Genomic DNA, 24144 nt, shown 5'->3' on the forward strand with positions numbered 1-24144 from the left:
GGGCAGAATACCCCAATTGCCTTCATCGATCACCCCGGGAAACGCGTAGTGGCTGAGTCGGGTTTTCCCCGAGACGCACCTTCTTTTTCGACCTGTCACCATGCCACGCCATCGCGACACCGCCCATTCAGCAGCCAGCGTCCAGGGTTCTCCAGAAGCTCTGGCGAGCGAGGCCAGTGCAGGCGCGTTTGTTGACGCACTGTGGCTCGAAGAAGGTCTCTCGCGCAACACCCTGGACGCCTATCGGCGCGACCTCACGCTGCTGGGCGAGTGGCTGGCGCCACGCAGACGCGCCATTGCCCAGGCCACCGAGGCCGACCTCAACGCCTACTTCGCCGAGCGCCACACACAGACCCGTGCCACCACCGCCAACCGCCGCCTCACCGTCTTCAAGCGCTTCTTTCGCTGGGCGCTGCGCGAGCGCCTGGTTAATGCCGACCCGACGCTTCGGCTGCTGGCTGCACGCCAGCCGCTGCGTGTGCCCAAGACGTTGAGCGAGGCGCAGGTGGAGGCGCTGCTGAACGCGCCCGACACCGCCACGCCGCTGGGCCAGCGCGATCGCGCCATGCTGGAGCTCATGTACGCCAGCGGCTTGAGGGTGAGCGAACTGGTCACGCTCAAGACCTACCACGTTGGCCACAACGAGCAGGTGTTGCGCATCACCGGCAAGGGCAACAAGGAGCGCTTGGTTCCGTTTGGCCAGGTGGCTGGGCAGTGGCTGCAGACCTGGCTGGCCGAGGGACGGCGCGAGGTGCTGGCGGGGCAGCAGAGCGAAGACCTGTTCGTGACCTCGCGCGGCACACGCGCTGGCGAGGCCATGAGCCGCGTGATGTTCTGGAACCTGGTGAAAAAATACGCGCAGCAGGCCGGCATCACCTTGGCGCTATCGCCCCACACCCTGCGCCATGCGTTTGCGACCCATTTGCTCAACCACGGCGCCGACCTGCGCGTGGTGCAGCTGCTGCTGGGCCACGCAGACATCTCCACCACCACCATCTACACCCATGTGGCGCGTGAGCGCCTCAAGAGCATCGTGGCGCAGCACCATCCGCGGGGTTGATGTTCAGCGCGGTGCGGCCATGCGTTCGCGACGCGCAGCATCTTCATCGCGCGCATCGTCGATCTCGCGCATCACGCTGGCCAGGTCCACCTCACCGGGCGCGCGGGTGTATTGGCCGGTCAGCACCGTGTCCAGCCCGAGCAGACCCGCCTGGTACAGGCTCCAGATCTCAGGCCCGTAGGCGGTGCGCTTGAGCGCGGGCGCAAACTGGCCAAAGAAATCGCGCAGGTTGGCCACATCGCGCATCAGCATGCGCTGGGCGTGGTTATTGCCAGCCGCGTCCACCGCCTGCGGCAGGTCGATGATGACCGGGAAGTCCACGCCATCGGCTTCGCCCGAGTGCGCCAGCAGGATGTTGAATTCGGACAGGTCGCCGTGCACCACGCCCGCGCACAGCATGCGCACCACCTCGCCGATCAGCGTGGTGTGGTGGTGCAAGGCCTGTTCGGGGGTGAAGGCCACATCGTTGAGGCGCGGTGCGGCGTCGCCGTCGGCATCGGTCACCAGCTCCATCAGCAACACGCCGTCGAAGAAGTTGTAAGGCTGCGGCACGCGAACGCCGGCGGCAGCCAGGCGATACAGCGCGTCCACCTCGGCGCTCTGCCATGCGGCCTCTTGTGCCTGCCGGCCGAACTTGCTCCCCTTGGCCATGGCGCGCGCCTGGCGGGAGTTTTTCACCTTGCGGTTTTCGGTGTAGTCCACTGCCTGGCGAAAGCTGCGGTTGTTGGCCTCTTTGTAGATCTTGGCGCAGCGCGTTTCGTCGCCGCACCGCACCACATAGACCATGGCTTCCTTGCCGCTCATGAGCTGGCGCACCACCGAGTCGATCAGCCCCTCTTCGACCAGGGACTGCAGGCGGGGTGGCGCCTTCATGCTGGCAACCGGGTGAGGGCCGCGCCGCTCATCGGGCCACCACCGACCAGCCTGCCTTCAGGTTGTTTTTGTCGTTCTCGCTGTCCCAGTGCGTGCCGCAGCGCTCGCACTGGTACTCGGTGATCGTCACCTGACCATGGCGGCGCGGCTCCTTGCGGTTCAGGCCCTGGCGCAGCTCGGGGTGGCCAGGCGCCTTGCGCCAGTCGCGCTGGATGCCGGCGCAGGCTTCGCACAGGGGGGCTGGCTGGTTGGGATCGACGGGGATCGGTTGATCGGACATGGTTGATTTTGAGATGGGAAATGGGTTGAAAAGGGCACTTTAGGGTGGAGCGCCTTTCAGTCGTTCAGCACGCGCACCTTCACGCTCTTCCCTTTGATGCGCCCATCGTTCAACCGCCTGGCCGCCTGCTCGGCGATGTCGCGGTCCAACGCGACGTAGGTGGACCATTCGTTGACGTTGATCTTGCCGACCTGTTCGCGGGCGTAGCCCAGATCGGCGGTGAGAGCGCCCAGCACATCGCCGGGGCGGATCTTCTCCTTGCGACCGCCCTGGATGTGCAGCGTGACCATGGGCGGCACCAGCGGCGCGTGGCTCGCGGGTGTGAGGCTGGTGATGGCCTGCCATTCGGATGGCCGACCTTGCAGCACCTCGATCTTGCCGACCGAACCCATTTCGTCCAGGCTGGCGAGATTGAGCACCAGACCGCTTTCGCCCGCGCGGCCGGTGCGACCGATGCGGTGGATGTGCACCTCGGGGTCGGGCGTCACGTCGACATTGATCACGGCTTCGAGCTGCGCGATGTCGAGACCCCGCGCGGCCACGTCGGTGGCCACCAGCACCGAACAGCTGCGGTTGGCAAAGCGCACCAGCACCTGGTCGCGCTCGCGCTGCTCCAGCTCGCCAAACAAGGCCAGCGCGCTGATGCCCTGGGCCTTCAGCACACCCACCAGATCGCGGCACTGTGCCTTGGTGTTGCAGAACGCCAGCGTGCTCGCCGGGCGAAAGTGCGCCAGCAACTGGCCCACGGCGTGCAGCCGTTCGCTGTCCTTTACTTCAAACCAGCGCTGCTCGATCAGGTTCCCGCTGTGCTGCGCCTCCACGGTCACGGTGATCGGCTCGCGCATGAACTGCCGGCTCAGCTGGGCGATGCCTTCGGGGTAGGTGGCCGAGAACAGCAAAGTCTGCCGTTCCTTTGGGCACTGTTTGGCCACCTTGACCATGTCATCGTAGAAGCCCATGTCGAGCATGCGGTCGGCCTCGTCGAGCACCAGGGTGTTGAGCGCGTCCAGCGGCAGGCTGCCGCGCTCCAGGTGGTCCATGAGTCGGCCAGGCGTGCCAACAACGATGTGCGCGCCGTGCTCCAGCGTGGCGAGCTGACCGCGCAGCGGCACGCCGCCGCACAGGGTGACGACCTTGATGTTGTCTTCAGCTCGAGCCAGGCGACGGATTTCAGTGGTGACCTGATCGGCCAGCTCGCGCGTGGGGCAAAGCACCAGGGCCTGAACGGCGAAGCGCCGCGGATTGAGATTGGCCAGCAGGGTGAGCGCAAACGCGGCGGTCTTGCCACTGCCGGTCTTGGCTTGGGCGATGATGTCTTTGCCGAGCAGAGCCAGTGGCAGGCTGGCGGCCTGGATCGGCGTCATTTCCAGGTAGCCAAGCTGCTGCAGGTTGGCCAGCATGGCCGGCGACAAGGGGAGGGCGGAGAAGTCGGTGCCTGCGGGCGCGCGCGGAGCGAGGGAAGGGGAGGTCATCCCCGATTATCCGCGCTGTCCTGGCGCCAAGCTCAGTGGTGCAAGGCCTGCAGCTCGGTATCGGTGAAACCGGCCGCTCGGCGTGCCGTGTCGTTGAAGGGGGGCTTCAGGCGCGGGGCCGCGTGTTGCCGGGCCAGCTGGCGGTAGTGGGCCAGGGGATCAAGCGCCTGCTGCGCACACAGCCAGCCGTACCAGCGGTTGCCCACCGCGACATGGCCGATTTCATCGCGCAAGATGATGTCCAGAATGTCCACCACGCGTTGGGCCGCTGGCGTGCCCACCTTGCGCAGCCGCGCCTGAATCAGTGGCGTGGCATCGAGCCCGCGCGCTTCCAGCGTGCGCGGCACCAGGGCCATGCGCGCTGTCACGTTGTCCTGCGTCTTGATGCACATCTCCCAAAGTCCGTCGTGCGCAGGGAAGTCGCCGTAGTCGTGGCCCAGGCTTTGCAGGTGCTCGTGCAGCAGACCGAAGTGGGTCGCTTCCTCATCGGCCACGCGCAGCCAGTCGCGGTAAAACGCCTCTGGCATGCCCGCAAAACGCCAGGTGGCATCCAGCGCGAGGTTGATCGCGTTGAACTCGATGTGAGCGATGGCGTGCACCAGTGCGGCCAGACCGTCTGCGGTGAAAGGCGAGCGGTGCGGCACCTGCATGGGTGGAATCAGCTCCGGACGGCTGGGGCGGCCCGGTGGGCGGGTGCCTGGCGGGAGATTCAGCTGTTCGCTGGGATCGACGCGGCAGGCCAACGCCGCGTTCAAGCTGTCCGCCTGCAGCGTGTGCGTGGCATCGATCTTGGCCTGGGGATCGGTCAGGCACAGCGCGGTGAGTGCCCGCGCGCGCGCGCTGCTCGGGTCTGGCGCGCTCGGGACGTCGGCTCTGGCTTGCATCCCTACAATTCTAGGTTTTGCGCGCAAGCCCGATGGGTTGATGCGCACCAGCCACCTACAGGAGATGACGATGGCACTTTATGAACTCGATGGCATCAGCCCTCAGTTGGCCGACACGGCGTGGGTGGCTGAGAACGCACAGGTGATTGGCAACGTGCACCTGGCAGAGGACAGCAGCGTGTGGTTTGGCGTCACGGTGCGCGGTGACACGGAAACCATCACGATTGGCAAGGGCAGCAACATCCAGGACGGCAGCGTGCTGCACGCCGACGTCGGCATGCCCCTGGTGGTGGGCGAGCACGTGACGGTGGGCCATCAGGTGATGTTGCACGGCTGCACGATCGGCGACGAGTCACTGATCGGGATCGGCGCGGTGGTGCTCAATGGCGCCAAGATCGGCAAGAACTGCCTGGTCGGTGCCGGTGCGCTGGTGACCGAGGGCAAATCGTTTCCGGATGGCTCCATGATCATCGGCAGCCCGGCGAAAGCCACTCGCCAGCTCACGCCCGAACAGATTGAAGGTCTGCGGATGAGCGCACGGCACTACATCGACAACGCCCAGCGTTTTCGCCACACCTTGAAAAAGGTCGACTAGGGATGTGGCTCCCCCCACGCTCCACCGCTGCGCGGGTCGCTGCCCCCCGAGGGGGCTGTTTCGCCTTGGGGCGGCCCGGCGGCGAAACGCCGTCTTCTTTGCCATTCATTGTTTGAAAGCAGCGTTTGTCCGAACTCCACAAATTTGTCTTTGAAGGCCTGCCGGTGCGCGGCATGTTGGTGCGTTTGACCGGTGCCTGGCAAGACATCCTGAAACGACGCGAAGAGGCCGGGGGCTACCCCTTGCCGGTGATCGAACTGCTGGGCGAGATGACAGCGGCGGCCACGCTCATGCAGGCCAACATCAAGTTCAATGGCGCGCTTGTGCTGCAGATCATGGGCGACGGGCCGGTGAAGCTGGCGGTGGCCGAGGTGCAGCCCGACCTCAGCCTGCGCGCCACCGCCACCGTCACGGGCGAGGTGGGTCCAGAGGCGCTGCTGTCGCACATGATCAACGTGAACAATCTGGGCCGCTGTGCCATCACGCTTGATCCCAAGGATCGCCAGCCGGGCCAGCAACCCTATCAGGGCGTGGTGCCGCTGTTTGGCGACCAGCACGAAAAGCTGGAGAAACTCAGCGAGGTGATCGAGCATTACATGCTGCAAAGCGAACAGCTCGACACGCGCCTGGTGCTGGCTGCCAACGACCGCGTGGCCGCCGGCTTGCTGATCCAGCGCCTGCCGCTGCAGGGTGAGGCCAACCTGTCTGGCAGCGGCGTCACACGCCGCGACGAAGACGAGATCGGTCGCAACGAAGACTACAACCGCATCGCGATTCTGGCCGCCAGCCTCAAACGCGAGGAACTGCTGGAGCTGGACGCCGACACGATTCTGCGGCGCCTGTTCTGGGAAGAAGATGTGCGCCGCTTCGAGCCGCTGGCTGGCGCGCAGGGCCCGCGTTTTGCGTGCAGCTGCTCGCGCGAGCGGGTGAGCGCCATGTTGCGTGGCCTCGGGCGCGAAGAGGTTGAGTCCATCCTGGCCGAGCAGGGGCAGGTGGAGGTAGGTTGCGATTTCTGCGGCGCGCAGTACCGTTTTGATCCGGTGGATGCAGCGCAGATCTTCCTTCAGGCGGCCCAGCAAGCGCCCGGCAGTGGCGAGCGGCATTGAGCCGCTGAGTTCCCTCAGATCCTGGGGGCTCTCACCAGACGGGTGAACAGCCGGTGTTCACACTCCGGATCGCTGCAGTTGTCGCACTGCCAAGGCACTCGTCCTTCGGTCAGCGCAGTGTCTTCCGGCACGAGGGCGCGGTCCATCCAGCGGCCCACCGCACGCAAGGCCTGTTGCAGCCGCGCCTCACCGCGGCCGTAGATGGTCTGGTAAGGCAGTGGGGCGCCATTGAGCTCGCGCCGGATCAAGGCATCGGTGGCGTCGCGCAGCGCCGGCCCGTCGCGAAACAGGCCGTCGGGTGTCCAGGGCAGATCCAGCCCCATGACCAGGTTCAGGCCGTAACGCGATTGTTCGGCGCGCGCCCGGGCCAGCAGGCTGGTGTCTCGAAAGTACAGCTCGCTGTAGGCAGCAACCATCAGCGCCGAGGTATCGGCGATCACGAGCCGCACGCCGGGCTCAGCCGCAGCGAGCTCGATCAGGCGGCTTTGTTCATGGGCAATCGCGGCTTGTTCGTGGACCTGCGGCGCGCGCCCCGCTGCCTCACACCACGCGCGCAGGTGCTCCGGCACGCAGCGCACCTCCATGCTATGTTCGGCTTGAAGGCATTTCGCCAGGGCCAGGGAAAGTGCCGTTTTGCCGGTGGATTCACCTCCAAGCAGGCAGACCACCGGCAGGACGCGCGTGGCTGAATCTGAAGGGGTCTTGGCTGCCATCACCGCCCTCACGGGCGGGTCTGTGCGATCTGCACAAAGATCTCGTTGGGCTTGACCATGCCCAGGTCTTGCCGGGCCAGTTCCTCGACCATGTCCAGGCCCTCCTGCAGGTCGCGCACTTCGTTGGCCACCTGCTCGTTGCGCAGCTTTGCGTCGCGGTTGCTCTGCTCGAGATCCACCAGCTCCTGCTTCATCTGCGCCACCTGCGACACGCTGCCCCGACCAAACCAGAGCTGCGCGTGCAGCACGATCAGCAAGGTGATCAGCAGGGCAGGGATGAAGCGGTTCGCCATGGAACTGAATCAGTCAGGCTGCAGCGTCGACGCAGCCGGCGCGCACGGCATCCACCAGCACACACCGTGGAACCGGCTTTGCCGGGCCACTGGTGTGGCTCCCCCTTGGGGGGCAGCGACCCGCGCAGCGGTTGAGCGTGGGGGCCATGTTCACTTCAAGTTGTAGAACGCGTCGCGCCCCGGGTACACCGCCACGTCGCCCAGGTCTTCCTCGATGCGCAGCAGCTGGTTGTACTTGGCCATGCGGTCCGAGCGGCTGAGCGAGCCGGTCTTGATCTGGCCGGCGTTGGTGCCCACGGCAATGTCGGCGATGGTGCTGTCTTCGGTTTCGCCCGAGCGGTGCGAGATCACGGCGGTGTAGCCGGCGCGCTTGGCCATCTCGATGGCCGCAAAGGTTTCGGTGAGCGTACCGATCTGGTTGATTTTGATCAGGATCGAATTGCCCACGCCCTTCTGAATGCCTTCTTTCAGGATCTTGGTGTTGGTGACGAACAGGTCGTCACCCACCAGCTGCACCTGCTTGCCCAGCCGCTCGGTCAGGTGTTTCCAGCCATCCCAGTCGCCTTCGGCCATGCCGTCTTCGATGCTGATGATGGGGTACTTGTCGACCCAGGTTGCCAGCATGTTGGTCCACTCTTCGGCAGAAAGCGTCAGCCCTTCGGCTTCCAGGTGGTACTTGCCGTCCTTGTAGAACTCGCTGGCCGCGCAGTCCAGGCCGAGGGCGATCTGTTCACCTGGTGTGTAGCCCGCGTTGGCGATGGCTTCCAGGATCATCTGGATGGCGGCCTCGTGATTGGCCACGTTGGGGGCAAAGCCACCTTCATCACCTACTGCCACGCTCATGCCTTTGTCGTGGATGATCTTCTTGAGCGCATGGAACACCTCGGCACCCCAGCGCACGGCTTCGCGAAAGCTTGGCGCGCCCACCGGAATGATCATGAGTTCCTGGAGGTCGAGGTTGTTGTTGGCGTGCGCGCCGCCGTTGACCACGTTCATCATGGGCACCGGCATCTGCACTGCGCTCATGCCGCCGAAGTAGCGGTACAGCGGCAGGCCGGCTTCTTCAGCCGCGGCCCGGGCCACTGCCATCGAGACGGCCAGCATGGCGTTGGCACCCAGGCGCCCTTTGTTGTCGGTGCCATCCAGATCGATCAGCGTTTTGTCCAGAAAGGCCTGCTCGGACGCATCCAGTCCCAGCACGGACTCGCTGATCTCGGTGTTGATGTGTTCCACCGCTTTGAGCACGCCCTTGCCCAGGTATCGGCTCTTGTCGCCGTCGCGCAACTCGATGGCCTCGCGAGAGCCAGTGGATGCGCCCGATGGCACGGCCGCACGGCCCATCACGCCGCTCTCCAGCAGCACGTCGCATTCGACGGTGGGGTTGCCTCGGCTGTCCAGAATCTCGCGGCCAACGATGTCAACGATTGCACTCATGTGTTCTACCTTTGGAAATCAAAAACAAAAAATCGACGGCAAAGTCCTTGACCGACGCGACTGCTTCCATCCAGGGCACCCGTGGAACCGGCTCTGCCGGGCCACAGGGCGCGTCCCCCTTGGGGGAAGACGCGAAGCGGCGCAGGGGGGCTTCATCCTCACACGCCTTCCACCGCAATCATGCGGATGGAGCCCGCACCCTCGCGCACCTGGCGCGCGCGGGTGTAGGTTTCGGAGTGGTAATAGGCCTCGGCGGAGGGAAGATCCTTGAACTTCAGCACCACGATCCGCTCCGGCGTCCAGCCTTCCTCCAGCGGCACTATCCGGCCACCGCGCACGAGCACCTCGGCGCCGTGCTCCTGCATGGCGCGGGTGCTCCACTCGCGGTACTTGGCCATCTGGTCGGGGTTGGTGATGGTCACCTCGGCAATGATGTAAGCGGGCATGTTGTCTTTCAGGTGTTGAAGTGGTTTTCCAGCAGCGGCTGGCGCTTGACCACACGGTCCAGTGCCAACAGCGATTCCAGTAGGGCCTTCATGTGCTTGAGCGGCACCGCGTTGGGCCCGTCGGACCAGGCTTCGCCAGGATTCGGGTGCGTTTCCATGAACAGGCCTGCCACCCCGGCAGCCACACCCGCCCTGGCCAGCACCGGCACCATCTCGCGGGCTCCGCCGCTGCTGGTCCCTTGCCCGCCGGGCTTTTGCACCGAGTGGGTCACGTCGAACACCACCGGTGCGCCGGACTTGCGCATCTCGGCCAGGCTGGTCATATCGGCCACCAGGTTGTTGTAGCCAAAACTCACACCGCGTTCGCAGGCCAGGAAGCGGTCTTCGGACAGACCGGCTTCTCTTGCGGCGGTGCGCGCCTTGTCGATCACGTTCTTCATGTCCCAGGGAGCGAGAAACTGTCCCTTTTTGATGTTCACTGGCTTTCCCGACTGGGCCACTGCGCGGATGAAGTCGGTCTGCCGGCACAGAAACGCGGGGGTCTGCAGCACATCCACCACGCTGGCGACCTCGGCCACTTGCGATGACTCGTGCACGTCGGTTAGGACCGGCAGGCCAGTCTGGCGACGCACCTCATCCAGGATCTTCAGCCCTGCGTCCAGGCCCAGGCCGCGCTGGGTGCTGCCGGAAGACCGGTTGGCCTTGTCGAACGAGCCCTTGTAGATGAGCGGGATGGCGAATTCCGCACAGATGTCCTTGAGCTGGCCAGCGACGTCGAGCGACATCTGCTGACCTTCGATGGAGCAGGTGCCGGCGATCAGGAAGAACGGCTGATCAAGTCCGACATCGAAGCCACAGAGTTGCATGCGGTGTCCGATCAGGCCACGGCCTTGAGCTGGTGCTGCTGACCGTGGTGGTCCAGCGCGGCACGGATGTACGCATTGAACAGCGGATGTCCATTCCAGGGAGTGGATTTGAACTCGGGGTGGAACTGCACGCCGACATACCAGGGGTGAACGTCATGCGGCAGCTCGACCATTTCGGTCAGGTGCTCGCGCTGAGTCAGTGCCGAGATCACCAGGCCGGCTTCGCGCAGCCGGTCCAGGTAGTGTTCGTTGGCCTCGTAGCGGTGGCGGTGGCGCTCGGTGACCACTGGGCCATAGATCTGGTGGGCCAGGGTGTCGGGCGACACATCAGACGCCTGTGCGCCCAGGCGCATGGTGCCGCCAAGGTCGGAGTTGGCGTTGCGCTTCTGGATCGAGCCGTCGGCGTCCTGCCATTCGTCGATCAGCGCGATCACCGGGTGCGGCGTGTTCGGTTCGAACTCGGTGCTGTTGGCCCCCTTGAGGCCCGCCACGTGGCGCGCATACTCGATCGTGGCGACCTGCATGCCCAGGCAGATGCCGAGGTAAGGCACCTGGTGCTCGCGGGCGTACTGTGCTGCGCAGATCTTGCCTTCGATGCCACGCTTGCCGAAGCCGCCCGGCACCAGGATGGCGTCGAAACGACCCAGCGTGCGTGCCACGTTGTCGGGGGTGAGCGTCTCGGAGTCGATGTAGTCGATCTGCACCTTGGCGTGGTTTTTCATGCCTGCGTGTCGCAGCGCTTCATTGAGCGATTTGTAGCTGTCCGACAGGTCGACGTACTTGCCGACCATGGCGATGTGCGCCGTGTGCTGCGGATGCTCGACCTCGTAGACCAGATCGTCCCAGCGCTTGAGGTTCGCTGGCGGCGTGTTCAGGCGCAGCTTGTCGCAGATCAGGCCGTCCAGGCCTTGCTCGTGGAGGATGCGCGGTACCTTGTAGATGGTGTCCACATCCCACATGGAGATCACGCCCCACTCAGGCACGTTGGAGAACAGCGAAATCTTGGCCCGTTCCTCATCCGGAATGCGGCGGTCGGCGCGGCAGAGCAGGGCATCGGCCTGGATGCCGATGGCGCGCAGCTCTTTGGCGGTGTGCTGGGTCGGTTTGGTCTTCAGTTCGCCCGCGGCGGCGATCCAGGGCACGTAGCTCAGGTGCACGAAGGCCGAGTTGTTCGGACCCATGCGCAGGCTCATCTGGCGCACCGCTTCCAGGAAAGGCAGGGACTCGATGTCACCCACCGTGCCGCCGATCTCGACGATGGCCACGTCCACCGCATCGGGCGTGCCGATGCCGGCGCCGCGCTTGATGAATTCCTGGATTTCGTTGGTGATATGCGGGATCACCTGAACCGTCTTGCCGAGGTAGTCGCCCCGGCGCTCTTTTTCCAGCACCGACTGGTAGATCTTGCCGGTGGTGAAGTTGTTGGTCTTCTTCATGCGCGTTTCGATGAAACGCTCGTAATGGCCCAGATCCAGGTCGGTCTCGGCGCCGTCGTCGGTGACGAACACCTCGCCGTGCTGGAACGGCGACATGGTGCCCGGGTCCACGTTGATGTACGGGTCGAGCTTGATGAGGGTGACTTTGAGGCCGCGCGATTCAAGGATCGCGGCCAGGGATGCGGAGGCGATGCCTTTGCCCAGGGAGGACACCACACCGCCGGTGACGAACACAAATTTGGTCATGACTCGGGCGAGCGGGTCGCTCGCAGGAGGTGGAAATGGGAATTATAGAGGGCCGGTCCTGGAGGCTCCTGAGCCGTCCGCCGGGCGGGTGCGGTGAACCCGCCGGGCCCCAACGCTGCTACATTGCGGCCATGATCGATCTCGCTGGAAAACACATCGTCCTGGGCCTTTCAGGCGGTATCGCCTGCTACAAGGCCGCTGAATTGTGCCGCTCGCTGATCAAGCAGGGCGCCACGGTGCAGGTGGTCATGACTGAGGCCGCCGAGCAGTTCATCACGGCGGTGACGCTGCAGGCGCTTTCGGGGCGGCCGGTGTTCACCTCGCAGTGGGACGCGCGCACCTCCGGCGGGGTGGACAACAACATGCCCCACATCAACCTCAGCCGCGAGGCCGACGCCATTCTGATTGCGCCAGCCAGTGCCGATTTCATGGCCAAGCTGCTGCACGGCCGGGCCGACGACTTGTTGAGCCTGATGTGCTTGGCTCGGCCTCTGGACAAGGTGCCGCTCATCCTGGCGCCGGCCATGAACCGAGAAATGTGGGCGCATCCCGCCACTCAACGCAACGTGGAGCAACTGCGCGCCGACGGCACCATGGTGCTCGATGTCGGCGCGGGCGACCAGGCCTGTGGCGAGACCGGTGATGGCCGAATGCTCGAACCCGAAGAGCTGCAGTACGAACTGGTTCGCTTCTTCACACCCAAGGTGCTGGCCGGACAGCATGTGCTGATCAGCGCCGGCCCGACCTATGAGGCCATCGACCCAGTGCGCGGTATCACCAACCTCTCCAGCGGCAAGATGGGTTTCGCCATTGCGCGCGCTGCCCACGAGGCCGGGGCCCACGTGACCCTGGTGGCCGGACCAGTTGCGCTGCCCACGCCGCGTGGCGTGGGTCGCATCAACGTGAAGTCGGCGCTGAACATGCAGAAATCGCTGCACCTTCTGGCCCAGACCGCCACGGTGTTCATTTCAGCCGCTGCGGTGGCCGACTGGCGCCCGGCGGTGCCGGCGTCGCAGAAGATCAAGAAAGACGGATCGGGTCAGCCCCCGGCCATGGCATTTGTGGAGAACCCCGACATCCTGGCCGAAATTGCATCAGGTGCCCGGGCACGCAGTGGACTTCTGTATTGCGTGGGCTTTGCCGCAGAAAGTCAGGACCTGCTGGCCCAGGCTCAAAAAAAGCGCGAGCGCAAAGGCGTACCCCTGCTGGTGGGCAACATCGGCCCCGACACCTTCGGGCAGGACGAAAACGCCTTGCTGCTGGTCGATGCCCAGGGCAGCACCGACCTGCCCCGCGCCGACAAACTGCACTTGGCCCGCCAACTGGTGGCCGAGATCGCCCGCCGCTTGCCGGCCTGAGTCCGCGGTGATGCCCCTGTGCTTGCACTCGGTGGGAGCTCGTCTTATGATTAATATAAGTAATTGCTTATTTTAAAGTCCTGTTTCCGAAGGCAAGCCATGAAATCGCGTCAGACGCCGTCCGCTGCAGCGGAACCCCAAACCCCGGGCAGCACGGCGAATACCCGTCGCAGCTGGTTGCGCATGGCTGGAGGGCTGGGCCTGGGGGCAGCGGGTCTGGCGATGGTTCCCGAGGTGCGGCTGTTCGCCCAGCAGATGCAGGACTTCATCGAGGGTCCGCCTGTCCCTGACGTGAAGCCCGAGCAGCTTTCGCCGCATGTCTGGATGGTCTACGCCAAGGATGGTTTTCCCACTGCAGAGAACCAGGGCCTGATGGCCAGCATCGTGTTTGTGCTCACCCAGAAGGGCGTGGTGATGCTGGATACGGGAGCATCGCTGCAGATCGGACAGATGGCGATCCGCATGATCAAAACGGTGACGCCCAAGCCAGTCATCGCTGTGTTCAACAGCCACTACCACGGCGACCACTGGCTGGGCAACCATGCCTTTGTCGAGGCCTTCGGCAATGATCTTCCCATCCACGCGCTGGCTCACACGCGCGAGCAGATCCAGGGCAACGAAGGGAACCTCTGGCGCAGCCTCATGGAGCGCTGGACCAACCAGGCGACCCTGGGGACCCGGGTGGTTGCACCCAACCGGACGGTGGAGCACGGCCAGGTCTTCGACTACGGTGACGTGCAGATCAGGCTGCACCACTACGGTCGTGCGCACACCCCGTCCGATCTTTGCTTCGAAGTCGTGCAGGACAAGCTCACCTACGTGGGTGACATTGCGATGGAGAACCGCATTGCCAACATGGATGACGGCTCCTATGTGGGGACCTTCAGGTATTACGACGCAATCAAGAAAGCCGCGGGAGACCAGTTCTGGCTTCCTGGGCATGGGTGCGGCAGCAAGACATTGCTCGACGACTACGGGCTTTTCATGCGGGGCATCTACGAGCCCTGCGTCGAGGCGGTGAAGGAGGGCTTTCCGCTCGAGGGTGCCAAGTCCCGCGTGCTGAGCGATCCCCGTGTGGCCAGCCGGGCCAAGACCATGGATGGCTTTGACAGCAACATCGGCAAGTACACCAGTCTGGCCTACCTTGAAGCGGAGAAGGAAGCCTTCTGAAGAGTCTCCTTCGCTGATGACCGGCGGTGGCCGGTGATCGCCGTCGGTTCGGCTACCGCCACCAGGGCAGCAGCCGTTTCATCGCCGCCACCTCGCCGCTGTGGTCGCTCACATAGCCGGGCAGCTGGTTCAGATGTGCCTGCCAGGTGTGGCTTCGCAGCACGCTGAGCAGACGCTGCACGGGTGGCGTATCGAGTGCCGATTTCAGGCAAACCAGCAAGTAACGCTCGTGAGTCAGCGGCACGAAGTCCAGGCCCTGGCTGCGCGCTGCGTATTCGGTGCCCAGGCCCACGTCCGCTTCGCCGCTGGCCACCGCCTGCGCCACTGCTGCATGGGAGCGCTCTTCGCGATCAAAGCCGGGCAGGTCGATCGGGTCGAGCTGGGCCTGCGCCAGCAGCTCGTCGAGCAGCAACCGCGTGCCGGTGCCCTTGGCGCGGTTCACAAAACGGGCTTGCAGCCGCGCCACGTCGCCGATGTCGCGCAGCCGCAGCGGATTGCCCGCAGCCACCATCAGGCCCTGGGAGCGCCGGGCAAATCCGATGATCTTGTGCAGGCCGGGTTTGAGCAATGGGCGGTAGGTGCGCGCGCTCAGGCTGCCGGCGTCGGCAAAGGGCTGGGTGTGAAAGCCCGCGAGCGAACAGCGACCTTCGTTGAGCGCGCGGATCGCGTCCACGCTGCCGCAAAAGCGGATGTCGAGGTGCAAGGTCCGGTCTGCGTGTTGGGCGTCCTTTCGCGCGGCCAGGTCCTGCAGTTCGCCGAGCGCGTGGTCGTGGCTGGCGTAGAGGGTGAGCGAGGTCGGTGAACTGCCCGCTTGCGGATCGGTAAAGGCGAGTGCAAAGGCGCGCTCCAGCTCGGCCCGCAGGCTTTCCATCTGGGGTCCCAGCCGGGCTTGCGCCAGCCGCTCGGCCATGAGCAGGCGTTCGCCCAGTGGGCTGAGCAGGGCTGCTCGACCACGTTCCCACAGCAGCAGCTCCTGCCCGAGCTCGGCTTCCCAGGCCTTGAGCTGCCCCCACACGTGCCGGTACGAGAGGTTGAGCTGGCGCGCCGCTGCCGAGATCGAACCCTGCTCGCGCACCGCGTGCAACACGTCCATCATGGGATTGCGCAGCAGCACCGGTTGGGTCGGGCGCTCCGGCTGTTCGGGCACGATGGCGTAGGACAGGGCGATTCGTCGCATGCCGCGCAGTGTGCCTGAAGCGGCGCAGCGGGCCTATGCACGGCGCTTCATACCGTGTCTGTACGTACTCGCAGAGGAGGGTGTTGCCGCTAAGCTGCAACGCAACATGAACACGTTCTCGGACAGCGTCGTCACGGCCCTGCAGATGGTGAGCTCGGGCGACCCCGGGCTCTGGACCGTGGTCGGGCGCTCGCTGGCCGTCAGCGCCACCGCCTGTGCGCTGGCCAGCGGTCTGGGTCTTTTGCTCGGAGCCTGGCTGGCCACGGTGCGCTTTCGTGGACGCGGCGCAGTGCTCACGGTGCTCAACACGTCGCTGGCCGTGCCCTCGGTGGTGGTGGGTCTGGTGGTGTACCTGCTGCTGTCGCGCTCGGGTCCGCTGGGCTTTCTGGGCTGGCTGTTCAGCTTCCAGGCCATGGTGCTGGCGCAGGCGCTGCTGGTGCTGCCGCTGGTGACCGCGCTCACCCGTCAGGTGGTCGAAGACGCCGAAAACAGCCACGGCGAACAGCTGCGCTCACTGGGTGCAGGCACCGGCCTGCGCTCCGTGCTGCTGGCCTGGGACGAGCGCTACGCCTTGCTCACGGTACTGATCACCGCCTTTGGCCGCGCCGTGTCCGAGGTCGGCGCGGTGATGATCGTGGGCGGCAACATCGAGGGTTTCACCCGCGTCATGACCACCGCCATCGCGCTGGAAACCAGCAAGGGTGACTTGCCGCTGGCGCTGGGCTTGGGGCTGGTGCTGTTGACGGTGGTACTCGCGCTCAATGCCCTGGTCTCGCTGCTTCGGCGCTGGCGAGAGCGCGCCGACGGTGTGAGCCTGGTGGCGATACCCGCATGACTGGCATGCCTCCGGCGCCAGGCATCCAGAGCCCGGTTTGCCTTGAACTCCAGCAAGCTCAGGTTCGCCTGGGCGCCTCTGGGCGCGTGGTGGCGCTGCAAAGCGTCGATCTTTGCATCCGCGAGGGAGAGCGCGTGGCGCTGGTGGGCGCCAACGGTTGCGGCAAGAGCACGCTGCTGCGCGCGCTGCATGGTCTGCAATCGCTCGCCCAGGGCAGCCTGCACCGGCCTTCGCATGTTCGCGTGGCCATGCTGTTCCAGCGGCCGCACCTGTTGCGCCTGAGCGCGCAGCGCAACATCGCGCTGGGTCTTCGCCTGCAGGGTGTTCCCTGGCGCGAGGCCTGTGCGCTGGCGCTGGTCGCGCTGGAGCGGGTGGGTATGGCCGACCTGGCACAGCGCAATGGCCGCGCCCTCTCGGGCGGACAACAGCAACGCCTGGCGCTCGCCCGAGCCTGGGCGCTCAAGCCCTCGGTGTGGCTGCTGGACGAGCCCACCGCCAGTCTGGACCCGCACGCCAAGCGCGAAGTGGAAGCACTGATCCAGGACTTTTGCGGCGACAGCGGCGAAGGCCCCCCGACCACGCTGGTGTTCGCCAGCCACAACCTGGGCCAGGTCAAACGCCTGGCCAGCCGCGTGATTTACCTGGAACAGGGTCGGCTGCTGGCCGACCTGCCGGTCCACGAGTTTTTCAACCACGAGTGCCTGGAGGGCGCCTGCCCCAGTGCACATCTTTTTGTCCAAGGAGAAAGTCTGTGAAATCTGCATCAAAACCTGTCGTGTCTTTTCTGGGGCGCAGCCTCTCGGTGGCGATCATGGGTGTGGCGGGTGCGATGGCCAGCGCCGCGGTCATGGCGCAAAGCATCGTGGTGGCGTCCACCACCTCCACCGAGCAGTCAGGCCTGTTTTCGCACATGCTGCCTGAGTTCAAGAAGGCCAGCGGTATCGACGTGAAAGTGGTGGCCCTGGGCACTGGTCAGGCCATCGACACCGCGCGCCGGGGCGACGCCGACGTGCTGTTCGTGCACGACAAGGTCAAGGAAGAACTGTTTGTGGCCGACGGCTTTGCCGCCAAGCGCCAGGACGTGATGTACAACGACTTCGTGCTGGTCGGACCCAAGGCGGATCCTGCCCAGACCAAAGGCAGCGACATCGTAGCTGCGCTCAAGAAGGTGGCGAGCACCAGCGCGCCCTTCATCTCGCGAGGCGACAAGAGCGGCACCCACGCGGCCGAGCTGCGCTTCTGGAAAATGACCGACACCGACGCGAACAAAGGCAGCGGCTACAAGGAATGTGGATGTGGCATGGGTCCCGCGCTCAACATTGCATCCAGCAGCGGCGCCTACGTGCTCACCGACCGCGCGACATGGCTCAACTTCAAGAACCGCGCCGACCTCACCATCCTGGTGGAAGGCGACAAGCGCTTGTTCAACCAGTACGGCATCATGCTGGTCAGCGCGGCCAAGCACCCGCAGGTCAAGACCGCCGAAGGTCAGAAATTTGTGGACTGGGTCACTGGCCCAGCAGGGCAGGCAGTGATCGCCAGCTACAAGATCGGTGGCGAGCAGCTGTTCTTCCCCAACGCCACCAAGTGATGGTGTGCCATGGGCCGAACATCTCTGCTTTGGCCTTTGGTGGCGGCGCTGGGTCTGACGGCTTGCGCCGTTTCCGGCCCGATGGCCACTGAGGCGGCGCCGACCACCGTGGCCATTCCGGTCTACGCCGCCGGCAGCCTGCGCGAGGTGCTGACCGAGATCGCGCGCGAGCACGAACAGCGTGCAGGGCAGCAGGTGGCGCTGACCTTCGGTGCTTCGGGCCTGCTGCGTGAACGCATCGAAAAGGGCGAAGCTGCTGTGGTGTTTGCCTCGGCCAACACCGCGCACCCGCAGCGCCTGGTCGAGGCGGGTGGCTGGGCGCCGCACCAGGTGTTTGTGCGCAACAGCCTGTGCGCGCTCACCAGCGACCGCGTCACAGCCACACCGCAAAACTTGCTGGAGGTGTTGCTCGACCCGGCCACCCGCGTCGGCACCTCCACGCCCAAGGCGGATCCCTCGGGCGACTACGCCTGGGCCTTGTTTCGCAAGGCCGACGCCGTGAAGCCGGGCGCCTACGCCACGCTCGACGCGAAGGCGCTGCAACTCACCGGCGGACCGACATCTCCCAAGGCACCTGCTGGCCGCGGCACCTACGCCTGGGTGATGGACCAGGGCCAGGCCGACGTGTTCCTCACCTACTGCACCAATGCGGTGGCGGCCCGCCAGGAAGTGCCGCGGCTGAAGGTGGTGTCGGTGCCGCCGGCGCTGCAGGTGGGTGCGGCCTATGGCGTGACCGTGCGCCAGGGCGCACCGGCATCGGCCCAGGCGTTTGCCCAGATGCTGCTGGCGCCCTGGGCGCAGGCGATCTTTGCCCGCTATGGGTTTGACCAGCCCTGAGCGAAGCGGCTGGAGTCGCCGCGAACTCTTGCTCGCGGCGGGCGCTGCTGCCTGCCCGCTGGCCTGGGCCCAGGTCGCGCCGCCTGAGGTGGTCGACGGGGTGAACCGCCGCATCCGCCTGCCGGCGAAAGTCCAGCGCGTGTTTCCCGCCGGACCGCCGGCGGCAATCTGGCTGTACACGCTGGCGCCCGACCTGTTGATCGGCTGGCCCAGGGCCAACCGCGCTGCCGAGCGCGAGTTCCTGCTGCCCGGTGTGGGCGACCGCCCGGAGGTGGGTCGCCTCACTGGGCGCGGCAACAGCGCCAACCTGGAGCAGGTGCTGGCCTTGCGGCCCGATCTGATCGTGGACGCGGGCTCGACGCGCCAGACTTTTGTGGAGCTGGCCGATCGCGTACAAGCGCAGACCGGCATCCCTTACGCCCTGCTCGATGGCCGTCTGGAGGCAGTGGCAGAGGGCTACCGCTTGCTGGGCGCACTGACCGGTCGCGCCGAGCGCGCCGCTGAGCTGGGCGCCTACGCCGAGCAGACCTTGCGCACAGTCAGACAGCGCATGGCGGGCGTGGCGTCGTCCGATCAGCCCCGGGTGTATTACGCGCGCGGCCCCGAGGGCTTACAGACTGGCCTGGGCGGCTCGATCAATGTGGAGATCATGGATTTCATGGGCATCCGCAACGTGGCCGGTGGTGTGCCCGGCGGGCTGGTCAATGTGTCCATGGAGCAGGTGTTGGCCTGGGACCCGGAGGTCATCATCACCATCGACCAGATCTTTGCGCAAACCGTGCGCAGCAACCCGCTGTGGCGCAGCGTGACTGCGGTCAAGTCCGGGCGCGTGCACCTGAGCCCCAAGCTGCCGTTTGGGTGGGTCGATTTTCCGCCCAGCGTGAACCGGCTGCCTGGCTTGTGGTGGCTTGGGCACAAGGTGCACCCTGCGCTGTTCCCGGAGGATCTGGGCCAGATCACGCGCGAGTTTTACCGTTTGTTTTACCAGGTGGATGTGACGCCGGAGCAGGTGGCCCGGGTGCTGGCAGGTCGCACCTGAATGCCAGCGCTCCGCATCGCGCAAGGCAGTGGCGCTGGCGGCTGGTGGGCGCTGGCGGTGCTGGTGGCCTGTCTTCTCTTTGCGCTGGCTCAGGGCCGCACGCCCATCACGCTGCTCGACCTATGGGCGCTGGCCAGTGCGCTGTTGCAGGGGCAGCCGGCACCGGTCGAGCAGGTGCAAACCATCGTGCTGCAGATCCGCGGACCGCGCATCCTGGCAGCGATCGCGGTAGGGGCCGGGCTGGCGGTGGCCGGCACCGCCTTTCAAGGGCTGTTTCGCAACCCGCTGGTCTCACCCGACATCCTGGGCGCTTCGGCGGGCGCCGCTCTGGGCGCCGTGCTGGGCATCTATTTCTCGCTCGGCATTCTGGGCATCCAGAGCCTGGCCTTCGCTGGCGGCCTGCTCGCGGTGGCGCTCGTGTATGGCCTGGGCTCAGCGGTGCGCCAGGGCGACCCCGTGCTGGTGCTGCTGCTGACCGGCGTGGTGATCGGCTCCTTGCTGGGCGCGGGCATTGGCCTGGTGAAGTACCTCGCCGATCCCTACAACCAGCTGCCGGCCATGACCTTCTGGCTGCTGGGCAGCCTGGCCGCGGCGCATGTTGATGACCTGCCCGCTCTGATCGCGCCGGTGCTGCTGGGCAGTGGCATCCTGCTGGTGCTGCGCTGGCGGCTGGATGTGATGTCGCTGCCCGAAGAAGAGGCGCGCTCCCTGGGCGCGCGAACCACGGCCCTGCGTCTGCTGATCGTGGCTGCGGCCACGCTGGTGACAGCGGCCAGTGTGGCGGCCGCTGGCATCGTGGGCTGGGTCGGGCTGATCGTGCCGCATCTGGCGCGCTTTCTGGTCGGGCCGTCTTTTGTCCGCCTGCTGCCCACCTCGGCCTTGCTGGGCGGCGGCTTTCTGTTGTTCATCGACACCCTGGCGCGCACCTTGGCACCGGTGGAGATCCCGCTGGGCATTCTCACGGCGCTCATCGGCTCACCGTTTTTCATCGTGCTGCTGCGCCGAGCATCCCGGGGCTGGGCCTGATGGACGTGCCGATGCTGCAGGCCACCGCTCTGAGCGTCGGATACGGCGCGCGCACGGTGGGGCACAACCTGTCGCTGGCGCTGGCGGCGGGCGAGGTCATGGCCTTGCTGGGGCCCAATGGTTGCGGCAAGACCACGCTGCTCAAGACCCTGCTGGGCCTGCTGCCGCCTCGGACAGGAACCATCGAGCTCGCGGGTCGGCCCCTGGCCGAGCACGACCTGTCTGAACGAGCCAGGCTGATGGCCTACGTGCCGCAGAGCCAGCAAGCCACCTTTGGCTTTGTCGCCCTCGACATGGTGCTCATGGGCCGCACCGCACACCAGGGCCTGCTGGCCCGCCCCAGCGCGCACGACCGCAGCGTGGCCGCTGCGGCGCTGCAGCGCCTGGGCATTGCCCACCTGGCAGAGCAGTCGGTGCACCGCATCTCGGGTGGTGAGCGCCAGCTGGTGCTGATCGCGCGTGCGCTCGCGCAGGAGCCGCGCGCGATCTTGCTCGACGAGCCCACGGCCAGTCTGGATTTTGGCAACCAGGGGCGGGTGATGCAGGCCATCCGGGAGCTGGCGCAGCAAGGGCTGGCGGTGCTATTCACCACGCACGACCCCAACCACGCACTGCGCTACGCCCACCGCGCCGCGCTGATGCGCGACGGGAGTCTGCTCGCAACCGGGCCGGTATGCGATGTGATCGAGCTCGGGGCTTTGCGTGCCCTCTACCGGGCTGATGTGCATGCGGTGCCCGATGCGCAGGGGGGCTTGCCGGTGTTCCTGCCGGGTGGCGGCGTCAGCGCACCATCGCCACGCCCTTGATCTGGGCAAACACCTGCGAGCCGGCTTGCAGTGCAAGTCGGTGGGCCGAGAGCTGGCTGATGCGCGCCAGCAATCGGGTAGCAGGGTCGTCGCTACCCAGCGCCAGCGTGACCAGCACCTGGCCGGGGCCGTCGTCGTGCAGTGCCACCACGGTGGCTGGCAAGATGTTGAGCACGCTGCTTTGCTCGGGCCGCTGCAGCGAGATGCTCACGTCGCGCGCCTGGATGCGCACGCGCACCGGGGTGCGGTCCGGTAACGGTGTGGCGCGGGTTTGCGGCAACAGCAGCGTGCCACTCGCAAAACGCAGTTCGCACAGGCCCGACTCGGCGTGCAGTCCACAGGTGACGGCCTCGATCAGTGCCGCGGCGTTGTCGCCCCGCGCCAGCGGCAGATCGGCGCGGGTCATCAGCTCAGCCACCGGCCCCTCGGCCACCACGCGGCCAGCATCGAGCAGCACCAGATGGTCGGCCAGGCGGGCCAGCTCGTCGGGCGAATGGGTGACGTAGACCACCGGGATGTCCAGCCGCTCGTGCAGTTGCTCCAGCCAGGGCAGGATGTCGGCCTTGCGGGCTGCGTCCAGCGCCGCGAGCGGCTCGTCCATGAGCAGCACGCGCGGACTCGTGGCCAGCGCGCGCGCGATCGCCACGCGCTGGCGTTCGCCACCCGAGAGGTCGGCGGCGCGGCGCGTCAGCAGGGGGCGAATGCCCAGCAGATCGAGGCCATGGTCCCAGCCGTGGCGGCGCAGCCCAGCGGGCGTGCGGCGCCAGCCATAGCGCAGGTTGTCCTCCACGCTCAGGTTTTCAAACAGGCTGGCCTCCTGGAACACATAGCCCAGCGCACGCTGGTGCGGTGGCACGAAGGTGCGCGCAGTGCTGTCCTGCCAGGTTTCGCCCGCCACGCGCACGCAGGCCTGTGCGCCCGGCTCCAGTCCTGCGAGCACGCGCAGGCAGGTGGTCTTGCCCGAGCCCGAGGGACCAAACAGCACGCTCACGCCGCGCGGCGGCAGGCGCAGGTCCACATCGAGCAGGAAACCGGCGCGCTGCCAGCGCGCCTGCAACACCAGGGCTTCGTTGTCGTGTGTCATGCCAGGCGCCGCCGGTTGATCCACTGCAGCACCAGCAGCACGATAAACGCGAACACCAGCAAGACGGCGGCCAGCCGGTGCGCCGCGCCGTACTCCAGCGCCTCCACATGGTCGTACAGCTGCACCGACACCACGCGCGTCACGCCCGGTATGTTGCCGCCCACCATGAGCACCACGCCGAATTCGCCCACCGTGTGCGCGAAACTCATGACGGTGCCAGTGATCAGTCCTGGCTTGCACAGCGGCAGCACCACGGTGAAAAATCGGTCCAGCGGGCTGGCGCGCAGCGTGGCCGCTACCTCCAGCGGGCGTGGCCCCAGCGCCTGCATCGCGTTCATCACCGGCTGCACCATGAAGGGCAGCGAATAGATCACCGAGGCCAGCACCAGGCCGGCGAAGCTGAAGGTGAGCAGACCTAGACCCATGGCCTGGGTCCACTGACCCAGCGGTCCGTTGGGCCCCATGGCGACCAGCAGATAAAAACCCAGCACCGAGGGCGGCAGCACGAAGGGCAGTGTCACCAGAGCCCCCACCGGGTGTCGCCAGGCCGACCGTGTGCGCGCCAGCCACCAGGCCAGCGGCACGCCCAGCACCAGCAGGATCAGCGTGGTCAAGGTGGCCACCTGCAGCGTGAGGGCAATGGCCTGAAGGTCGCCGGCGGTCAGCATGGCTCAGACGGCATAGCCAAAGGACTGGATCACCGCCTGCCCCGGCGGGCTGCGCAGCAAGGCCAGAAGGGCAAGTGCGGCCGCATTGCTGGCACCGCGCTGCAGCAGCACCGCGTCTTGCCGGATCGGGGTGTACAGCGCGGGGGGTACCTTCCACATCGAGCCGCTTTTCAGCTGTCCGCCTACCAGCACTTGCGACAAGGCGACAAAGCCGAGCTCGGCGTTGCCAGTGAATGTGAAGTTGTAGGCCTGCCCAATGCTCTCACCCTGCACCAGCTTGGGTGTCAGCGCGTCACTCAGACCCAGCTGGGTCATCACTTCCAACGCCGCCGCACCGTAGGGCGCGGTCTTGGGGTTGGCGATAGCGAGCTTGCGAAAGCGGTCGGTCTTGAGCACGGCGCCCTGCGAATCCACCAGACCGCTCTGCGCCGACCACAGCACCAACTGCCCGGTGGCGTAGGTGAAGCGGGTACCGGGCACCGCAAGGCCATCGGCTTCCAGCTGCGCCGGCGCGCGCGTGTCCGCGGCCAGAAAGACATCAAACGGCGCGCCGTTGCGGATCTGCGCGTAGAGCCGTCCGGTGGCTCCCACGGAGATCTGCAGCCGGTGGCTGGTGGTCTGCTCCAGCAGCGCCGCCAGCGCCCGCATGGGCTCGGCGAAATTCGCGGCCACGGCGATCGTGGCCGAAGCTGCTTGAGCACCTGTGCCCGTGAAGATCAGCAGCGATGCGCCCGTCCAGCAGAGCACGCGGCGAGCGAGTTGCAGTGCAGCCAGTGAGTGGAAAGAAGGGGCCATGAGGCGGATCGGATTTCGCTATTCCAAATCGGAATAGCGAGCAGTATAGTCAGC

The 24144-nt window shown here is 66.0% G+C and carries 26 protein-coding genes; 12 read left to right on the forward strand and 14 right to left on the reverse strand.

The features are described from left to right. The first annotated feature begins 100 nt into the window (after positions 1 to 100). On the forward strand, positions 101 to 1060 hold the full coding sequence (xerD, locus tag QUV25_RS07485) for a site-specific tyrosine recombinase XerD (RefSeq protein ID WP_300862843.1): 960 nt from the start codon (positions 101 to 103) through the stop codon (positions 1058 to 1060). A 3-nt stretch (positions 1061 to 1063) separates the two neighbouring features. On the opposite strand, the gene QUV25_RS07490 is transcribed toward xerD, so the two are convergent. From QUV25_RS07490 to QUV25_RS07505, 4 genes are read right to left on the reverse strand one after another with little or no spacing between them, the layout of a single operon-like run. Beyond that, positions 1064 to 1933 carry a PA4780 family RIO1-like protein kinase gene (locus QUV25_RS07490; protein ID WP_300862845.1) on the reverse strand — a complete coding sequence of 290 codons (870 nt, stop codon included), beginning with the start codon at positions 1931 to 1933 and terminating at the stop codon, positions 1064 to 1066. Between the two features lie 28 nt (positions 1934 to 1961). Beyond that, positions 1962 to 2213, reverse strand: a complete 252-nt coding sequence (locus QUV25_RS07495) for a hypothetical protein (RefSeq protein WP_300862847.1) — start codon at positions 2211 to 2213, stop codon at positions 1962 to 1964. Positions 2214 to 2269: 56 nt separating this feature from the next. Next, positions 2270 to 3685: an ATP-dependent RNA helicase DbpA gene (gene dbpA, locus QUV25_RS07500; protein ID WP_300862848.1), complete on the reverse strand. Its 1416-nt coding sequence runs from the start codon at positions 3683 to 3685 to the stop codon at positions 2270 to 2272. Between the two features lie 32 nt (positions 3686 to 3717). Next, positions 3718 to 4569, reverse strand: coding sequence for a ferritin-like domain-containing protein (locus QUV25_RS07505; protein ID WP_300862849.1), 852 nt, complete (start codon positions 4567 to 4569; stop codon positions 3718 to 3720). A gap of 70 nt (positions 4570 to 4639) precedes the next feature. Between QUV25_RS07505 and QUV25_RS07510 the strand changes: the two genes are divergently transcribed. Continuing rightward, positions 4640 to 5164 (forward strand): gamma carbonic anhydrase family protein, encoded by a 525-nt coding sequence (locus QUV25_RS07510; protein WP_300862851.1) that lies wholly within the window; start codon positions 4640 to 4642, stop codon positions 5162 to 5164. 125 nt (positions 5165 to 5289) lie between these two features. Continuing rightward, positions 5290 to 6270, forward strand: a complete 981-nt coding sequence (locus QUV25_RS07515; RefSeq protein WP_300862853.1) for an Hsp33 family molecular chaperone HslO — start codon at positions 5290 to 5292, stop codon at positions 6268 to 6270. A gap of 14 nt (positions 6271 to 6284) precedes the next feature. Here the strand turns inward: QUV25_RS07515 and QUV25_RS07520 are convergent, their stop codons facing one another. The 6 genes from QUV25_RS07520 to QUV25_RS07545 form a co-directional block, all read right to left on the reverse strand. Beyond that, entirely contained in the window at positions 6285 to 6983 is a 699-nt protein-coding gene (locus QUV25_RS07520) for an ATP-binding protein (protein WP_300862855.1), read from the reverse strand. Between the two features lie 8 nt (positions 6984 to 6991). After that, the gene (locus tag QUV25_RS07525) at positions 6992 to 7276 is read right to left on the reverse strand and encodes a septum formation initiator family protein (RefSeq protein ID WP_291010406.1); all 285 of its coding nucleotides are present in this window, start codon (positions 7274 to 7276) and stop codon (positions 6992 to 6994) included. A 150-nt stretch (positions 7277 to 7426) separates the two neighbouring features. Further along, positions 7427 to 8710, reverse strand: a complete 1284-nt coding sequence (gene eno, locus QUV25_RS07530; protein ID WP_300862857.1) for a phosphopyruvate hydratase — start codon at positions 8708 to 8710, stop codon at positions 7427 to 7429. A gap of 158 nt (positions 8711 to 8868) precedes the next feature. Further along, positions 8869 to 9156, reverse strand: coding sequence for a DUF1330 domain-containing protein (locus tag QUV25_RS07535; RefSeq protein WP_300862859.1), 288 nt, complete (start codon positions 9154 to 9156; stop codon positions 8869 to 8871). 8 nt (positions 9157 to 9164) lie between these two features. Next, positions 9165 to 10022 carry a 3-deoxy-8-phosphooctulonate synthase gene (gene kdsA / locus QUV25_RS07540; protein WP_300862861.1) on the reverse strand — a complete coding sequence of 286 codons (858 nt, stop codon included), beginning with the start codon at positions 10020 to 10022 and terminating at the stop codon, positions 9165 to 9167. An 11-nt stretch (positions 10023 to 10033) separates the two neighbouring features. Continuing rightward, on the reverse strand, positions 10034 to 11704 hold the full coding sequence (locus tag QUV25_RS07545; protein WP_300862863.1) for a CTP synthase: 1671 nt from the start codon (positions 11702 to 11704) through the stop codon (positions 10034 to 10036). 131 nt (positions 11705 to 11835) lie between these two features. Between QUV25_RS07545 and coaBC the strand changes: the two genes are divergently transcribed. Together coaBC and QUV25_RS07555 are read left to right on the forward strand one after the other, a co-directional pair. Beyond that, positions 11836 to 13062 (forward strand): bifunctional phosphopantothenoylcysteine decarboxylase/phosphopantothenate--cysteine ligase CoaBC, encoded by a 1227-nt coding sequence (gene coaBC / locus QUV25_RS07550; RefSeq protein WP_300862865.1) that lies wholly within the window; start codon positions 11836 to 11838, stop codon positions 13060 to 13062. Positions 13063 to 13161: 99 nt separating this feature from the next. Continuing rightward, positions 13162 to 14232 carry an MBL fold metallo-hydrolase gene (locus QUV25_RS07555; protein WP_300862868.1) on the forward strand — a complete coding sequence of 357 codons (1071 nt, stop codon included), beginning with the start codon at positions 13162 to 13164 and terminating at the stop codon, positions 14230 to 14232. A 52-nt stretch (positions 14233 to 14284) separates the two neighbouring features. On the opposite strand, the gene QUV25_RS07560 is transcribed toward QUV25_RS07555, so the two are convergent. After that, on the reverse strand, positions 14285 to 15409 hold the full coding sequence (locus QUV25_RS07560; RefSeq protein ID WP_300862870.1) for a substrate-binding domain-containing protein: 1125 nt from the start codon (positions 15407 to 15409) through the stop codon (positions 14285 to 14287). A 106-nt stretch (positions 15410 to 15515) separates the two neighbouring features. Here QUV25_RS07560 and QUV25_RS07565 point away from each other — a divergent pair, with 106 nt between their 5' ends. From QUV25_RS07565 to QUV25_RS07595, 7 genes are read left to right on the forward strand one after another with little or no spacing between them, the layout of a single operon-like run. Then, a complete protein-coding gene (locus QUV25_RS07565; protein WP_300862872.1) occupies positions 15516 to 16244 on the forward strand; it encodes an ABC transporter permease in 729 nt (242 codons plus the stop codon). A gap of 5 nt (positions 16245 to 16249) precedes the next feature. Beyond that, on the forward strand, positions 16250 to 16999 hold the full coding sequence (locus tag QUV25_RS07570) for an ATP-binding cassette domain-containing protein (RefSeq protein ID WP_300863083.1): 750 nt from the start codon (positions 16250 to 16252) through the stop codon (positions 16997 to 16999). A 56-nt stretch (positions 17000 to 17055) separates the two neighbouring features. Continuing rightward, positions 17056 to 17835 carry a substrate-binding domain-containing protein gene (locus tag QUV25_RS07575; protein WP_300863084.1) on the forward strand — a complete coding sequence of 260 codons (780 nt, stop codon included), beginning with the start codon at positions 17056 to 17058 and terminating at the stop codon, positions 17833 to 17835. Between the two features lie 9 nt (positions 17836 to 17844). Beyond that, a complete protein-coding gene (locus QUV25_RS07580; RefSeq protein ID WP_300862874.1) occupies positions 17845 to 18672 on the forward strand; it encodes a molybdate ABC transporter substrate-binding protein in 828 nt (275 codons plus the stop codon). Continuing rightward, positions 18653 to 19711 (forward strand): iron ABC transporter substrate-binding protein, encoded by a 1059-nt coding sequence (locus tag QUV25_RS07585; protein WP_300862877.1) that lies wholly within the window; start codon positions 18653 to 18655, stop codon positions 19709 to 19711. The genes QUV25_RS07580 and QUV25_RS07585 overlap by 20 nt, the downstream gene beginning before the upstream one ends. Next, on the forward strand, positions 19712 to 20737 hold the full coding sequence (locus QUV25_RS07590) for an iron ABC transporter permease (RefSeq protein ID WP_300862879.1): 1026 nt from the start codon (positions 19712 to 19714) through the stop codon (positions 20735 to 20737). Next, positions 20737 to 21543 (forward strand): ABC transporter ATP-binding protein, encoded by an 807-nt coding sequence (locus QUV25_RS07595; protein ID WP_300862881.1) that lies wholly within the window; start codon positions 20737 to 20739, stop codon positions 21541 to 21543. Before QUV25_RS07590 ends, QUV25_RS07595 begins: the two co-directional genes overlap by 1 nt. Here the strand turns inward: QUV25_RS07595 and modC are convergent. Genes modC through modA form a run of 3 tightly spaced genes read right to left on the reverse strand, consistent with a single transcriptional unit; the run spans position 21518 to position 24090 of the window. After that, complete coding sequence (modC, locus tag QUV25_RS07600) at positions 21518 to 22627, reverse strand: molybdenum ABC transporter ATP-binding protein (protein ID WP_300862884.1); 1110 nt, start codon at positions 22625 to 22627, stop codon at positions 21518 to 21520. The two genes, QUV25_RS07595 and modC, sit on opposite strands and share 26 nt — an antisense overlap. After that, a complete protein-coding gene (gene modB / locus QUV25_RS07605) occupies positions 22624 to 23295 on the reverse strand; it encodes a molybdate ABC transporter permease subunit (RefSeq protein WP_300862887.1) in 672 nt (223 codons plus the stop codon). Before modB ends, modC begins: the two co-directional genes overlap by 4 nt. Positions 23296 to 23298: 3 nt before the next feature. Beyond that, a complete protein-coding gene (gene modA / locus QUV25_RS07610) occupies positions 23299 to 24090 on the reverse strand; it encodes a molybdate ABC transporter substrate-binding protein (RefSeq protein WP_300862889.1) in 792 nt (263 codons plus the stop codon). Positions 24091 to 24144 lie beyond the last annotated feature (54 nt).

This window comes from Hydrogenophaga sp. (assembly GCF_030373245.1).
GTDB lineage: Bacteria > Pseudomonadota > Gammaproteobacteria > Burkholderiales > Burkholderiaceae_C > Hydrogenophaga.

Bases quoted from the DNA above. Each gene is read 5' to 3' on its own strand.
- eno (WP_300862857.1), bottom strand. From the start codon at position 8,710: ATGAGTGCAATCGTTGACATCGTTGGCCGCGAGATTCTGGACAGCCGA.
- QUV25_RS07490 (WP_300862845.1), bottom strand. From the start codon at position 1,933: ATGAAGGCGCCACCCCGCCTGCAGTCCCTGGTCGAAGAGGGGCTGATC.
- QUV25_RS07575 (WP_300863084.1), top strand. From the start codon at position 17,056: ATGGGTGTGGCGGGTGCGATGGCCAGCGCCGCGGTCATGGCGCAAAGC.
- QUV25_RS07525 (WP_291010406.1), bottom strand. From the start codon at position 7,276: ATGGCGAACCGCTTCATCCCTGCCCTGCTGATCACCTTGCTGATCGTG.
- QUV25_RS07520 (WP_300862855.1), bottom strand. From the start codon at position 6,983: ATGGCAGCCAAGACCCCTTCAGATTCAGCCACGCGCGTCCTGCCGGTG.
- QUV25_RS07565 (WP_300862872.1), top strand. From the start codon at position 15,516: ATGAACACGTTCTCGGACAGCGTCGTCACGGCCCTGCAGATGGTGAGC.
- QUV25_RS07585 (WP_300862877.1), top strand. From the start codon at position 18,653: ATGGGTTTGACCAGCCCTGAGCGAAGCGGCTGGAGTCGCCGCGAACTC.
- kdsA (WP_300862861.1), bottom strand. From the start codon at position 10,022: ATGCAACTCTGTGGCTTCGATGTCGGACTTGATCAGCCGTTCTTCCTG.
- coaBC (WP_300862865.1), top strand. From the start codon at position 11,836: ATGATCGATCTCGCTGGAAAACACATCGTCCTGGGCCTTTCAGGCGGT.
- modB (WP_300862887.1), bottom strand. From the start codon at position 23,295: ATGCTGACCGCCGGCGACCTTCAGGCCATTGCCCTCACGCTGCAGGTG.
- QUV25_RS07580 (WP_300862874.1), top strand. From the start codon at position 17,845: ATGGGCCGAACATCTCTGCTTTGGCCTTTGGTGGCGGCGCTGGGTCTG.
- QUV25_RS07555 (WP_300862868.1), top strand. From the start codon at position 13,162: ATGAAATCGCGTCAGACGCCGTCCGCTGCAGCGGAACCCCAAACCCCG.
- QUV25_RS07495 (WP_300862847.1), bottom strand. From the start codon at position 2,213: ATGTCCGATCAACCGATCCCCGTCGATCCCAACCAGCCAGCCCCCCTG.
- QUV25_RS07535 (WP_300862859.1), bottom strand. From the start codon at position 9,156: ATGCCCGCTTACATCATTGCCGAGGTGACCATCACCAACCCCGACCAG.
- QUV25_RS07560 (WP_300862870.1), bottom strand. From the start codon at position 15,409: ATGCGACGAATCGCCCTGTCCTACGCCATCGTGCCCGAACAGCCGGAG.
- QUV25_RS07595 (WP_300862881.1), top strand. From the start codon at position 20,737: ATGGACGTGCCGATGCTGCAGGCCACCGCTCTGAGCGTCGGATACGGC.
- QUV25_RS07505 (WP_300862849.1), bottom strand. From the start codon at position 4,569: ATGCAAGCCAGAGCCGACGTCCCGAGCGCGCCAGACCCGAGCAGCGCG.
- QUV25_RS07510 (WP_300862851.1), top strand. From the start codon at position 4,640: ATGGCACTTTATGAACTCGATGGCATCAGCCCTCAGTTGGCCGACACG.
- modC (WP_300862884.1), bottom strand. From the start codon at position 22,627: ATGACACACGACAACGAAGCCCTGGTGTTGCAGGCGCGCTGGCAGCGC.
- xerD (WP_300862843.1), top strand. From the start codon at position 101: ATGCCACGCCATCGCGACACCGCCCATTCAGCAGCCAGCGTCCAGGGT.
- modA (WP_300862889.1), bottom strand. From the start codon at position 24,090: ATGGCCCCTTCTTTCCACTCACTGGCTGCACTGCAACTCGCTCGCCGC.
- QUV25_RS07570 (WP_300863083.1), top strand. From the start codon at position 16,250: ATGCCTCCGGCGCCAGGCATCCAGAGCCCGGTTTGCCTTGAACTCCAG.
- QUV25_RS07545 (WP_300862863.1), bottom strand. From the start codon at position 11,704: ATGACCAAATTTGTGTTCGTCACCGGCGGTGTGGTGTCCTCCCTGGGC.
- QUV25_RS07590 (WP_300862879.1), top strand. From the start codon at position 19,712: ATGCCAGCGCTCCGCATCGCGCAAGGCAGTGGCGCTGGCGGCTGGTGG.
- dbpA (WP_300862848.1), bottom strand. From the start codon at position 3,685: ATGACCTCCCCTTCCCTCGCTCCGCGCGCGCCCGCAGGCACCGACTTC.